This window comes from Blautia sp. AM28-27, assembly GCF_003480905.1.
GTDB classification, from domain to species: Bacteria; Bacillota; Clostridia; order Lachnospirales; family Lachnospiraceae; genus Fusicatenibacter; species Fusicatenibacter saccharivorans.
Genome location: NZ_QUJK01000015.1, coordinates 23,446 through 35,974, shown reverse-complemented (window position 1 = coordinate 35,974; position 12,529 = coordinate 23,446). Strand labels below are relative to the sequence as shown.

At 48.1% G+C, this 12,529-nt stretch carries 13 protein-coding genes and 1 tRNA gene; 11 read left to right on the top strand and 3 right to left on the bottom strand.

Annotation, left to right across the window (positions count from 1 at the left end; genetic code table 11):
* Positions 1 to 67 precede the first annotated feature (67 nt).
* Entirely contained in the window at positions 68 to 1,435 is a 1,368-nt protein-coding gene (locus DW743_RS14535; protein ID WP_117761985.1) for an MATE family efflux transporter, read from the bottom strand.
* A 185-nt stretch (positions 1,436 to 1,620) separates the two neighbouring features.
* Here DW743_RS14535 and DW743_RS18005 point away from each other — a divergent pair, with 185 nt between their 5' ends.
* Positions 1,621 to 1,770 (top strand): hypothetical protein, encoded by a 150-nt coding sequence (locus tag DW743_RS18005; protein WP_156327623.1) that lies wholly within the window; start codon positions 1,621 to 1,623, stop codon positions 1,768 to 1,770.
* A 210-nt stretch (positions 1,771 to 1,980) separates the two neighbouring features.
* Positions 1,981 to 2,053, top strand: a tRNA-Lys gene (locus DW743_RS14530).
* Between the two features lie 211 nt (positions 2,054 to 2,264).
* Here the strand turns inward: DW743_RS14530 and DW743_RS14525 are convergent.
* Both DW743_RS14525 and trmB read right to left on the bottom strand, forming a co-directional pair.
* Positions 2,265 to 2,573, bottom strand: coding sequence for a hypothetical protein (locus tag DW743_RS14525; protein WP_117761984.1), 309 nt, complete (start codon positions 2,571 to 2,573; stop codon positions 2,265 to 2,267).
* Positions 2,574 to 2,646: 73 nt separating this feature from the next.
* Positions 2,647 to 3,297, bottom strand: a complete 651-nt coding sequence (gene trmB, locus DW743_RS14520; RefSeq protein WP_117761983.1) for a tRNA (guanosine(46)-N7)-methyltransferase TrmB — start codon at positions 3,295 to 3,297, stop codon at positions 2,647 to 2,649.
* A 414-nt stretch (positions 3,298 to 3,711) separates the two neighbouring features.
* On the opposite strand from trmB, the gene DW743_RS14515 reads away from it, so the two are divergent.
* The 9 genes from DW743_RS14515 (at position 3,712) to DW743_RS14475 (ending at position 12,400) form a co-directional block, all read left to right on the top strand.
* A complete protein-coding gene (locus DW743_RS14515; RefSeq protein WP_022461691.1) occupies positions 3,712 to 4,023 on the top strand; it encodes a hypothetical protein in 312 nt (103 codons plus the stop codon).
* Between the two features lie 4 nt (positions 4,024 to 4,027).
* Complete coding sequence (locus tag DW743_RS14510) at positions 4,028 to 5,068, top strand: V0D/AC39 family V-type ATPase subunit (protein ID WP_022461690.1); 1,041 nt, start codon at positions 4,028 to 4,030, stop codon at positions 5,066 to 5,068.
* 11 nt (positions 5,069 to 5,079) lie between these two features.
* Positions 5,080 to 7,026 (top strand): V-type ATP synthase subunit I, encoded by a 1,947-nt coding sequence (locus DW743_RS14505; RefSeq protein ID WP_373142148.1) that lies wholly within the window; start codon positions 5,080 to 5,082, stop codon positions 7,024 to 7,026.
* Positions 7,027 to 7,153: 127 nt separating this feature from the next.
* Complete coding sequence (locus DW743_RS14500; RefSeq protein ID WP_022461688.1) at positions 7,154 to 7,588, top strand: ATP synthase subunit C; 435 nt, start codon at positions 7,154 to 7,156, stop codon at positions 7,586 to 7,588.
* A gap of 50 nt (positions 7,589 to 7,638) precedes the next feature.
* Positions 7,639 to 7,947: a V-type ATP synthase subunit F gene (locus DW743_RS14495; RefSeq protein WP_055220228.1), complete on the top strand. Its 309-nt coding sequence runs from the start codon at positions 7,639 to 7,641 to the stop codon at positions 7,945 to 7,947.
* Positions 7,948 to 7,970: 23 nt separating this feature from the next.
* Entirely contained in the window at positions 7,971 to 8,558 is a 588-nt protein-coding gene (locus tag DW743_RS14490) for a V-type ATP synthase subunit E (protein ID WP_055220230.1), read from the top strand.
* Complete coding sequence (locus tag DW743_RS14485) at positions 8,551 to 10,317, top strand: V-type ATP synthase subunit A (RefSeq protein WP_022461685.1); 1,767 nt, start codon at positions 8,551 to 8,553, stop codon at positions 10,315 to 10,317. The genes DW743_RS14490 and DW743_RS14485 overlap by 8 nt, the downstream gene beginning before the upstream one ends.
* A 14-nt stretch (positions 10,318 to 10,331) precedes the next feature.
* Complete coding sequence (locus tag DW743_RS14480) at positions 10,332 to 11,756, top strand: V-type ATP synthase subunit B (RefSeq protein ID WP_022461684.1); 1,425 nt, start codon at positions 10,332 to 10,334, stop codon at positions 11,754 to 11,756.
* Between the two features lie 20 nt (positions 11,757 to 11,776).
* A complete protein-coding gene (locus DW743_RS14475) occupies positions 11,777 to 12,400 on the top strand; it encodes a V-type ATP synthase subunit D (RefSeq protein ID WP_022461683.1) in 624 nt (207 codons plus the stop codon).
* Positions 12,401 to 12,529 lie beyond the last annotated feature (129 nt).

Sequence of the window (12,529 nt, the reverse complement as noted above, 5' to 3'; positions counted from 1 at the left end):
GAACGAAATCCCCTGCGGGAAATCCATTCGGTTTGGATTTTCCGCAGGGGATTTTATAGTTCGGTAATTATTCTTCGATATCGCGGGTGATGTTGCGTACCCAGACGTATTTTTTATAATGAAGATAAACCGCAGGCAGTTTCACGATCTCATCGAGGTTTACGATACAGTAGACAACCATGACCGGCAGCTTCAGCCAGAATGCGGCAAGAAAGCCAAGCGGTACAGAAAAGCACCACATAGCGCCGATGTTTCCCTGCATATCAAATTTCGCATCGCCTCCGGCACAGAAGATGCCGTCGAGAACGGTGGTGTTGACCGACTGTGCCATCAAGTTCAGACCGCAGAAGAGAAGCATGTACTGCAGATATTCTGCCGCGGTATCGGTAAGCGGAGCGAAGTGGACGATTGCAGGAGAGATCAACATCAGAAGACCGCCGGTCACAACGCCGATGGCAATTGCAAGATGCGTCAGGCGGCCGCCGTATTCGCGTGCTTTCTCGAGTTCATCTGCACCGAGCAGGTTTCCGATCAGAACACCGGCACCGCCGCTCACACCGCGGATCAGGCAGGAGAGGAGGCTCTTTGCAATCGAGGTAATCGAGTTTGCTGCAACAGCATCGCTTCCCATGTGGCCCATGATAACGGAGTACAGAACGTAGGCAATTCCCCAGACGAGGGAGGCCGCAAGCACGGGAAGCGTGTAGCGCCAGAAGTCTTCTGAAAGTATTTTCCCTGCGGAAGAGAAGAGGCGGTTCCAGAGAATCCGTACACGCTCCGGTTTCTTTGTCTCGAGATAAGCCCAGATCAGTTCCACAACGCGGGCAGCTACCGTTGCATAAGCTGCTCCGCGGATCCCAAGTGCCGGAGCACCGCAAAGACCGTAGATGAGGATGGCATTTAAAATGATGTTCAGTACAACCGCAGTGGAACTGATGCGGGAGCTGACTGCTGCATGACCGGTGTTTTTCAGCAGGATCAGATAGACCTGCGAAATACCGCAGAGTACGTAGGAGAGTGCAACAGCGCGTAAATACTGGCTTCCGCTTGCAACCAGGGCCGCATCATTTGTAAAGATGCGCATCAGTATTTCGGGACAGAAACCGGCAAGGATGGTAAACAGGCCGGAGAACAGCAGGTTGGTGCGAAGTGCGATCGGAATCACTTTTTCGATCGAAGCGGCATCCTGTTTCCCCCAGTACTGCGCTGCCATAATACCGGCGCCCGCCGCGATGCCTGAGATAAAAAGGCTCAAAACAAACTGCACCTGCCCGGCCAGCGAAACCGCCGACAGCGAGGTCTGGTCAATCCATCCCAGCATGATTGCGTCCGTCGCGCTGACGAGAGCCAGCATAAAGTTCTGAATCGCAATCGGGAGGACGAGGAGCTTTAATTTCTGGTAAAACTCATCCTTGAAATTCATTCGTGTTTTCATAAAATTCCCCCAAAATAGTAAGTGATATTAGATGGTATTCTGCTGTATTATAACGGAAAGAAAATGGGAAAACAATGGCTAAAACAAGCTATTTTCTGGTCATTTTTGACATTCCCTGTATAATATAGAAGAAAAAGAACTTTTCCGGTGCCCGTGTCCGGTACGCCGGAAAGCGGAGAAGAAGTTTGATCAGAAAATCAGGTTTCCTTCAGCAGAAACTCCAGGATTTCTGCTATCAGAATAAATATGCCGGCAGCGGCTGTCTTTATAAAATCCAGAAATCCATGCAGGAGCTGGAGAAGCTTTTGAAAAAGAAAGATAAGAAACGGAAGTAGGTTCGGCTGCCATTGGAGCCGTCATCGAAACAAACGGAAATATACGAAAAAATTGTGAAATTTAATAGAATTATAAGACCTGTTTTCGCTGTTTTTAACAAAAGTAAAGAAACAGTGAAAAAAAGGTTGCTTTTTTCGGCAGAATCCTTTATAATCTTATTTGTGTTCAGCGAGTGGATCATCCAATGAAACACAGAAAAACAAAAGTAAGCGCCTTTAGCTCAGTTGGTAGAGCAGTAGACTCTTAATCTATTTGTCCAGGGTTCGAGTCCCTGAAGGCGCATCGAAAGCACTGTTTTTGCAGACCTGAGAGCTGCGGGGACGGTGTTTTTCTTGTTTTACGCACAAAAAAACGACAGCGGAGAGATCTTAAAAAAATAGATCTTTTCACTGTCGGTTTTGCATTCCAAGTAAAAAATGTCAATAGTTCTTCAGCTCGCTCGCCGAATCAATAATAGTCTGGCAGCCCGGCTGAACATTTTTCAGAATCGTAATCATCTGGTCTTCCGGAACAGAAATGCATCCGCCGGGAAATTCCAGGCTTTCGGCGTTGTCTTCGTCGTGACGAACTGATTGTAGTATCTGGAATTTACATCATCGACCCAGTAATACGTATCATCCACCTGGGTATAGGAAAGTTCCGTTCCGGGATTCGGGAGAATGCCGAAGGCATACGTAAAGCTGAACTGTCCGCGCGGTGTTTTGCGGTTCCATTCGGTAGTTTCGCCTACACCGCCGTATCCGACATAGCTGCTTGTACAAAGATCCTCGTTCCAGGTGCCGTCCGCATCTTTCGTTACCATGGCCACTGTCGCACTGGTGCCGCCAGAACTTTTCTTTTCGTTTTCAAATCCCCCTTACATGCAGAAATGTTTTTTACAGAAACCGTGCCTCCATCTTACAGATCGGGTTTCCGATTGAGGAAAACTTCTCCTCATATTCCGTCATTACATTTCCTTCTGAGAGAACCACATCGTGGTGCAGATCGTATGTGAATGCAGTGAGTTCCCATCCCTCTGCATTTTTCATCTCTTCAAGAGAGTAGTCAAACAGATCTTTATTATCGGTTTTGAATTCCAGTGTTCCGTCCTTCTTTAAAATCTTCTCGTACCGTGCAAGAAACTCATGCGACGTCAGTCTCCGTTTCGCATGGCGGTCTTTCGGCCACGGATCGGAGAAGTTGAGGTAAATGCGGTCTACCTCGCCCTCAGCAAACACTTCCGGAAGCTGGCGTGCATCCATGCGGATAAAGAACAGGTTTTTGATTTCCGTCTCCAGTTTTTCCCGTTTCTGTACTGCGCGGAGCAGCACGCTGTCGTACATTTCAATGCCGACGTAGTTGATTTCCGGATGCAGAACCGCCATATCCATCAAAAAGCGGCCCTTTCCCATACCGACCTCAATATGAATCGGATTTTCATTTCCAAAAATTTCAGCCCACCGTCCCCGGCAGCTCTCCGGCTCCTGCACAACGAACGGACAGGAAGCAATCACATCTTTTGATCCTCTGATATTTCTAAGGCGCATATGCGTAAAATTCCTTTCTTAAGTGATAAATATTAGAATAAAAGCCAATCATATCCAGTATATCATAGCTCCCGAAAAAGCAAAACAGAAAAATCCCGTTTTCAAATTTTCAAAGTTTTCAAAATACTGTATACAATATCAACCTGCACATGGCATTTCTTATCAGCAATATGACAATCGGATTGGATCCATATCGAAATCATATGAGGGACCATCTTTTGGCTATTGAGATTGGAAGAAAAAATATGACCCATTGTCTATTTTTAATTAAAAAGTCGATCGAAATCCCACTTTTTTTTACGATTTCAATATGTCAACTTTGGAAAAAAAGGTGTAGAATACTAACAGCAAAGATGCGGGGAGTTTTCCTCGTCTTTGTTGTCTTTTAAATAAATAAGGAGGGAAAGCGATGCTATGGAATCTGTAATTAACAAACTTGCAGAGATCGAAACGGCTGCTACTAAGATTATGCAGGCTGCCGAGAATCAGAAGAAGCTCCAGGACGAGCAGCAGGAAGAGCGGATTGCAAAATTCGATGCAGATCTGGAAGCGGAAACGGCAAAGCGGATTGAAGAGATCACAACAAAACTTCATTCTACTACAGATGCGGATCAGAAAAAGCAGCGGGACTCTGCCGCCGAACTTCTATCTTCACTGGACGCTTATTACGAACAGAATCACGGAACACTGTCCACGCAGATTTACGAAAACATTATAAGGAAGTGAAACGATGAGCGGTCTATTATCCTACAGCGGCCTTACCACAAAGATAAGAGCCATGCAGAGCCATCTTTTAAACGACCAGAATTTTCGGGAAATCGTGGAACTGGAGAGTGTACCGCAGGCAGTTTCTTACCTCAAGCAGCATAAAGGCTATGAGGATCTGTTTGAGGGCTACAACGAAGCTGACCTTCACCGAGGTCAGATCGAGAAAATGCTGCGCCTGACGGTATACCGGGATTTTTCCAAGCTGTACCGTTTTGCAAATGTGGAGCAGAGAAAGTTCCTTGCGCTCTACTTTAAACGATACGAAGTGTCCGTTATCAAAGAATGCCTGAACACGGTATTTGATCACCGTGATGTGGTATTGAACCTGTCCATATTCGACGAGTTCTTTAACAAGCATTCCCAGCTGGACATCAATCTTCTGGCGTCCTCCAGGACGATCGAAGAACTGATTGCGAACCTGAAAGGGACAGAATATTATGCCCCGTTGTCGCAGCTCGCGGATATCGAGCGTCCGACCCTGTTCGACTATGAGATGACCCTGGATCTGTATTACTTTGCACAGATGTGGAAAGACAGATCAAAAGTAGTGACAAAGCGGGATCTGGAAGAGCTGACCGCTGCATGGGGAAGCAAGTTTGACATGCTGAACCTTCAGTGGATCTACCGTTCCAAACGCTATTATCACATGACCAGCGCACAAATCTACGCCCTGCTGATTCCGGTTCATCACCGGCTGAAAAAGGATGTGGTAAAGGCACTGGTAGAAGCCGAGAATATGAGTGCATTTTCCCAGCTGCTGGAACAAACCTATTATGCGAAACGGTATGATTCCTTCAAGGTCGATACGCTGGAATCCATGTATGCAGCCATTATGAAGCACATACTTTCCAGTGAATCCAGACAGGATCCTTATTCCGTTGCCACAATATACTCATACCTCTATCACAAAGAGCACGAGGTAAACCGGCTTATTATTGCACTCGAGTGCGTACGTTACCGTATCAGCGCTGACGAGGCAATGCAGCATATCGCAAAAACTTAATACACGGGGAGGTGTACTCATTGATTGTCAAGATGAAATTTTTGAGCATCACCGGGCCGAAAGCCGACATTGACCGTGTGGTCAACACTTATCTCTCAAAATATGAGATACATCTGGAAAACGCTCTGACGGAGCTGTCTACGATGCAGAATATCACACCGTATATCCAGATCAACCCATACAAAGAGACCTTAAAACAGGCGGAAGATTTTACAGCACTTCTGCCGGAAGAGAAGCGTACCACCACGAAAAGACTTTCCCTGGAAGATGCCATCAACTGTGTCCATGGTTTGGATCACACCCTTGGCCAGTTGAACCAGGAGCGTACAGAACTGGAAGCAAAAAAGAAAGACTTGATGGAAAAAGCACAGAAAATCGAGCCGTTCCAGGATCTGCACTGCAATCTTTCCTCCATTCTGGATTTCCACTTTATTAAATTCAGATTCGGAAAGATCACAAAAGAGTATTACAACAAATTTGAGAGCTACTGCTATGAGAACAGCGATACGGTATTCTACCGCTGCCATTCCGATGAGCAGTATGTATGGGGCATTTACTTCTGCCCAAGAGATCAGGTCACGAAAGTGGACGCCGTATTCTCATCCCTGCACTTCGAAAGAATCTACGTTCCGGACGAGTACAGCGGAACGCCGGAGGATGCTTACGCAGCACTTCAGGCAGAAATCAAAAAGACAGACGATGCACTCAGCGAGTGCTCACGGAAACTGGCAAAATGCCTTTCGGATTCCGCAGAGGATCTGGTTGCAGCAAAAGAGCAGCTAGAGCAGCTCTCCGGCAACTTTGATGTCCGTCGCCTGGCAGCCTGCACGAAATCCAAGAAGGAAACCTTCTATATTCTGTGCGGCTGGATGTCGGAAAAAGATGCCGCTTCCTTCCAGAAGGACATCGAAAATGACACAAATCTCTTCTGCTTCATCGAGGATGATGCAAACAACGTTCTGCGTCAGCCGCCGACAAAGCTGAAAAATCCGAAAATCTTCCGTCCGTTTGAGATGTACGTGAAGATGTACGGACTGCCAAATTACAATGAAATTGACCCTACGATTATCGTAGGACTCACCTATGCCTTTATTTTCGGAATCATGTTTGCCGATGTAGGACAGGGATTGTGTCTGCTGATTGGCGGCGCACTGCTGTACCACTACAAGAAGATGGATCTGGCAGCGATCATGAGTACCTGCGCGGTATTCTCTGTGATCTTCGGATTCTTGTTCGGCAGCTTCTTCGGATTTGAGAATGTCATACCGGCCCTCTGGCTGCATCCGAAGGAAGCGATGACAACGCTTCCGTTCATCGGTTCGATGAACACCGTATTTGTCGCAGCGGTTGCATTTGGTATGTTCATGATTCTGACAGGAATGGTTCTGCATATGATCAATGCAGCAAGAAACCATAAGCTCGGCGAGCTTCTGTTCAGCCAGAACTCCCTGGCAGGCTTCATTTTCTACGGAGCCCTTGCCGTTACACTCGTTCTCCTGTTCAGCGGCCATAAAGCTCCGGCTGTCGGCGTGATGGTAGTCATGTTCGGTATTCCGCTTCTTGCGATCTTCTTAAAAGAGCCACTGGAGCGTATGGTAGAGAAGAAGGGCAATGCATTTCCGGAGACCGGAAAGGGAATGTTCTTTGTACAGGCATTCTTCGAACTCTTCGATGTGCTTTTGAGCTACTTCTCCAACACAATTTCCTTTGTCCGTGTCGGCGCATATGCAGTCAGCCATGCGGCTATGATGGAGGTTGTCCTGATGCTCGGCGGAGCAACAGGCGGCGGCAGCATCAGCTGGCCGGTTATTGTTCTCGGAAATGTCTTCGTTGCCTGCCTTGAGGCACTGCTGGTAGCGATCCAGGTACTGCGTCTGGAGTATTACGAGATGTTCAGCCGGTTCTATGAAGGAGACGGAAAACCGTTTGTTCCGTTTTTGAAAAAAGGCGAGAAATAAAAGAGGATTCAGAGCCATGCAAAATGGAAGCGAATATGGCGGGAAGCTGTATCGGGAAAAAGTGAAAATGGCTCCGGATCGCAGCAAAGAGTAAATTTAATGAATTAACTTCAGGAGGAAAACTATTATGAACTCAGCATTTGTACAGGTACTTACTGCAATCGCAATGGTATTAACCATCGTTGTTCCTATGACTTATTACTTCAAAGGTGAGCACAACAAAAATCGTTACAAAAAATCTCTGGCAGCCAATGTAAGCGGCTTCTTCGGCCTTCTGCTGATCGCAACCGTTGTTTCCTTCGCAGGCGCAACAACTGCATCTGCTGCAACAGAAGCAGGCGCTGGTCTTGCAACCGGTCTTGGTTACATCGGTGCAGCTCTTGTTACAGGTCTTTCCGGTATTGGTTCCGGTATCGCCGTTGCATCTTCCGCAAGCGCAGCTCTTGGAGCAATCAGCGAAGACGGCAGCATCTTTGGTAAATCCATGATCTTCGTAGCTATGGCCGAAGGTATCGCTCTGTATGGTCTGATCATCTCCTTCATGATTCTTGGTAAACTTTGATTCCAAAACCGGAAGGTATTGATCTTCACCTTAAGTTGGAGGAATCATAAATGAAAATGTTCTTGATCAGTGATAACGTAGACACTCAGACGGGCATGCGCCTGGCCGGAGTGGAAGGCGTTGTCGTTCATGAGCGCGAGGAGCTTTATGATACACTGCAGAAAACACTGGCAGACAAAGAGATCGGAATTATTCTCCTTACAGAAAAGTTCGGGAAGGAATTCCCGGACATTCTGGAGGATGTCCGCCTCAACCATAAGCTTCCGCTGCTCATTGAAATTCCGGACCGTCACGGTACCGGAAGAGCGCCGGACTTTATCACTTCCTTTGTAAATGAATCTATTGGATTAAAACTGTAAGAATGCCCTGGAGGTGACACACATTGACTACTGAGGAGAAACTTCAGAATTTTTATAATCATTCCCTGGACAGTGCAAACCGTGAAGCAGAACGTGTGATCGGCGATCACCAGAAAGCTCTGGATAAGATCTTCGAGGAGCATAAAGCAACCGCAAGACGTCAGGCAGAAGAAGAAGTTGCTGCCGAGACCGAGAAAGCAAAACGTGATGTCAATAAGACACTGTCTGCGGATCAGCTTCATATCAGACGAAAGCTGTCCCGTAAAAATCTGGAATTAAAAGAAAAACTGTTTAAAGAAGTTCGTGAAAAACTTACCGCTTATAAAAAGGATCCATCCTATGAGGAGTATCTGGAGCGCAAAATCCGCGAAGCCGTTACATTTGCCGGAAACGACAAGCTGACCTTATATCTGGATCCGTCAGACGAAGCTCATAAGGCTTCCCTGGAGCAGAAACTCTCCGTAACCCTTACCATTTCGGCCATGCCGTTCCTTGGCGGCGTGCGCGCGGTCATTCCGGAGAAAAATATTCTGATCGATAATTCCTTCGAGACCCTTCTGAATGAAGAGCGGGAGAATTTCATCTTTCACGGAGGTGTAGAGCATGAATAAAACCGGAGTTATCTATGGAATCAACGGTCCGGTCGTATATCTGAAAGGAAACACCGGATTTAAAATGTCCGAGATGGTTTACGTTGGTAAAGAACGTCTGGTCGGCGAGGTTATTGCCCTGACAAAGGATACCACTACAGTACAGGTTTTCGAGGAAACCACAGGACTGAAACCAGGCGAAACAGTTACCGCATCCGGAGATGCCCTCTCTGTTACATTGGGACCTGGAATCCTGAACAACATTTTTGACGGTATTGAGCGTCCGCTGTCCGAGATTGCAAAGCAGTCCGGTAAATACATCAGCCGCGGCCTTACCGTAGATTCTCTGGATACAGAGAAAAAATGGGATGTCCATGTAACTGTTTCGGAAGGCGAAGAGCTGATGGGCGGCGCAATCATTGCAGAAACACAGGAAACCCGTTCCATCGTTCACAAATCGATGGTTCCGCCGGATGTCAACGGCACGGTTATCTGGGCTGCCAAAGACGGAAAGTATACCATTCTTGACCCGATTGTAAAACTGAAACTGGAAGACGGCACCGAAAAAGAGATCACACTGGCACAGAAATGGCCGATCCGTGTACCGCGTCCAACCCTGAAAAGATATCCGGCATCCGTTCCGCTGATCACAGGACAGCGTATCCTGGATACGATGTTCCCGATCGCAAAAGGCGGCACAGCAGCCATCCCTGGCGGATTCGGTACCGGAAAAACCATGACCCAGCACCAGATCGCAAAATGGTCTGATGCCGATATCATCATCTATATCGGATGTGGAGAGCGTGGAAACGAGATGACACAGGTTCTGGAGGAGTTCCAGGAACTGATCGACCCGAAGAGCGGCAACCCGCTGATGGATCGTACCACCCTGATCGCCAACACATCCAACATGCCTGTTGCAGCCCGTGAGGCATCTCTGTATTCCGGACTGACACTGGCTGAGTATTACCGCGATATGGGCTATGATGTAGCAATCATGGCAGACTCTACATCCCGTTGGGCAGAGGCACTCCGTGAGCTGTCCGGCCGTCTGGAGGAAATGCCTGCCGAGGAAGGTTTCCCGGCATACCTGGCATCCCGTCTGTCCGCTTTCTATGAGCGTGCCGGCATGATGCAGACCCTTTGCGGCGCAGAGGGAAGCGTATCCATCATCGGAGCCGTATCTCCGCAGGGTGGTGACTTCTCCGAGCCTGTTACCATGAACACCAAACGTTTCGTCCGCTGCTTCTGGGGACTGGACAAATCTCTGGCTTACGCCCGTCATTTCCCGGCGATCCACTGGCTGACCAGCTACAGTGAATACCTGCAGGATCTGTCGCCGTGGTACAAAGATCACGTAAACAAAAACTTTGTAGATATGCGGAACCAGTTAATGGGAATCCTGAACTCCGAGAGCTCCCTGATGGAAATTGTAAAACTGATCGGTAGCGATGTTCTTCCGGATGACCAGAAGCTGACCCTGGAAATCGCCAGAGTTATTCGACTGGGCTTCCTGCAGCAGAACGCATTCCATCCGGATGACACCTGCGTATCTCTGGAAAAACAGTACAAGATGATGGAAGTTATTCTTTATCTGTACAAGAAATCCAAAGCGCTCGTGACGATGGGCATGCCAATGTCCGTACTGAAAGAGGACAAGATCTTCGACCGCGTCGTTTCTATTAAATACGATGTACCGAATGACCGTCTGGATCTGTTTGACACATACAAAAAAGATATCGACACCTTCTACGATAAGGTACTCGAGAAGAATGGTTAAGGAGGGAATTCATCATGGCAATTGAATATTTAGGCCTTAGTGAGGTCAATGGCCCTCTGGTTGTTCTGGAAGGTGTAAAAAATGCTTCCTACGAGGAAATCGTAGAATTTACCGTAGACGGCAATGAGAAAAAACTGGGACGTATCGTTGCTGTATACGAAGACAAAGCCGTTATTCAGGTATTTGAGGGAACTTCGAGCATGTCTCTTACCAATACCCATACCCGTCTGACCGGACATCCGATGGAGATCGGACTTTCCGAAGAAATCCTTGGACGTACCTTCGACGGTATCGGAAAACCGATCGACCGCATGGGACCAATTGACGCAGAGGTAAGAAGAAACGTCAACGGCCTGCCGCTGAACCCGGTTACCCGTAAATACCCAAGAAACTATATCCATACCGGTATTTCTGCAATCGACGGTCTGACTACCCTGATTCGTGGCCAGAAGCTGCCAATCTTCTCCGGAAACGGACTTCCGCACGACCAGCTGGCAGCACAGATCGTACAGCAGGCATCCCTTGGAGATTCTGATGAGAAGTTTGCAATCGTATTTGCCGCTATGGGTGTTAAATACGACGTAGCAGAGTTCTTCCGCCGGACCTTTGAGGAAAGCGGTGTATCTGACCACGTTGTTATGTTCCTGAACCTGGCAAACGACCCGGTTGTAGAGCGTCTGATCACTCCGAAGGTAGCGCTGACAGCTGCCGAGTACCTTGCATTCGAGAAAGGCATGCATATCCTGGTTATCCTGACCGATATCACATCCTTCTGCGAGGCTATGCGTGAGGTTTCCTCCTCCCGTGGAGAGATTCCTTCCCGTAAAGGTTATCCTGGATACCTGTACAGTGAGCTGGCTACGCTGTATGAGCGCGCCGGAATCGTACAGGGTGTAGAGGGATCCGTAACACAGATTCCGATCCTGACCATGCCAAACGATGATATCACGCACCCGATCCCTGACCTGACCGGTTACATCACCGAGGGTCAGATCGTACTGGACCGTCAGCTTCACGGCCAGTCTATTTACCCGCCAATCAGCGTACTGCCGAGTCTTTCCCGTCTGATGAAGGATGGTATCGGTGAGGGCTACACAAGAGCCGATCATCAGGACGTAGCGAACCAGCTGTTCTCCTGCTATGCAAAGGTAGGAGATGCGCGTTCCCTGGCATCCGTTATCGGTGAGGATGAGCTTTCTCCGATCGATAAACAGTACCTGGTATTCGGTAATGAATTCGAGCATGAATTCATCGGCCAGGGAATGGATGAAAACCGTTCCATGGAAGATACGCTGAACAAGGCATGGGAGCTTCTTGGACTGCTTCCGAGAGAAGAGCTCGACCGTGTCAACACCAAGGTTCTGGATCAGTATTATCATCCGACCACCATTGATGCAGTAGCAAAAGCAAAGGCAGAAGCCGATGCCATGAATGAGTAAGCGAGAGGAGTGAGATCGGAATGGACCCGAATACCTTTCCTACCAAGGGAAACCTGATTCTTGCAAAGAACTCTCTGAAACTTGCCCACATGGGTTACGAGCTGATGGACAAGAAGCGGAATATTCTGATCCGCGAGCTCATGGGCCTGATCGATGAGGCAAAGGATATTCAGCGTCAGATTGATGTGACGTTCCGCGAAGCATATGCGGCGCTGCAGATTGCGAACATGGAGATCGGTATCACCAACGTACAGACCGTGTCCTATACCGTTCCGGTGGAGGAATCTATCCGGATCAAGACAAGGAGTATCATGGGCGTGGAAATTCCGCTGGTAGAGGCTGATCCGTCCGGACAGGCCCCGACTTATGCTTACTACAGCACGAAGGAGTCCCTGGATCAGGCAAGACAGGCCTTTGAAAAAGTAAAAGACCTGACCTTAAACCTTTCCATGATAGAGAACTCGGCGTACCGCCTTGCTGCGGCAATCAAGAAAACACAGAAGCGTGCCAACGCGCTGAAGAACATCACGATTCCGCATTACACCCAGCTGTCCAAGGATATCGCGGACGCACTGGAGGAGAAGGAGCGCGAGGAGTTCACACGACTGAAGGTCATCAAACAGAGAAAGAACAAGGCAAGCTGATAAGGCTTTCCCGGAATAGAGATGAAAAACCCGCTTGGGCCGCGAAGAGATTTGCGGTGCCGGGCGGGTTTTTATGTGTCATGCAAAAAATATGTTTTTGGCTGCACTTTTTGTGCAAAAATTTTATAA

Excerpts from the sequence above, each read along its gene's own strand:
- DW743_RS14535 (WP_117761985.1), bottom strand. The coding sequence starts at position 1,435 with ATGAAAACACGAATGAATTTCAAGGATGAGTTTTACCAGAAATTAAAG.
- DW743_RS14525 (WP_117761984.1), bottom strand. The coding sequence starts at position 2,573 with ATGGTAACGAAAGATGCGGACGGCACCTGGAACGAGGATCTTTGTACA.
- trmB (WP_117761983.1), bottom strand. The coding sequence starts at position 3,297 with ATGCGCCTTAGAAATATCAGAGGATCAAAAGATGTGATTGCTTCCTGT.
- DW743_RS14515 (WP_022461691.1), top strand. The coding sequence starts at position 3,712 with ATGGAATCTGTAATTAACAAACTTGCAGAGATCGAAACGGCTGCTACT.
- DW743_RS14510 (WP_022461690.1), top strand. The coding sequence starts at position 4,028 with ATGAGCGGTCTATTATCCTACAGCGGCCTTACCACAAAGATAAGAGCC.
- DW743_RS14500 (WP_022461688.1), top strand. The coding sequence starts at position 7,154 with ATGAACTCAGCATTTGTACAGGTACTTACTGCAATCGCAATGGTATTA.
- DW743_RS14495 (WP_055220228.1), top strand. The coding sequence starts at position 7,639 with ATGAAAATGTTCTTGATCAGTGATAACGTAGACACTCAGACGGGCATG.
- DW743_RS14485 (WP_022461685.1), top strand. The coding sequence starts at position 8,551 with ATGAATAAAACCGGAGTTATCTATGGAATCAACGGTCCGGTCGTATAT.
- DW743_RS14480 (WP_022461684.1), top strand. The coding sequence starts at position 10,332 with ATGGCAATTGAATATTTAGGCCTTAGTGAGGTCAATGGCCCTCTGGTT.
- DW743_RS14475 (WP_022461683.1), top strand. The coding sequence starts at position 11,777 with ATGGACCCGAATACCTTTCCTACCAAGGGAAACCTGATTCTTGCAAAG.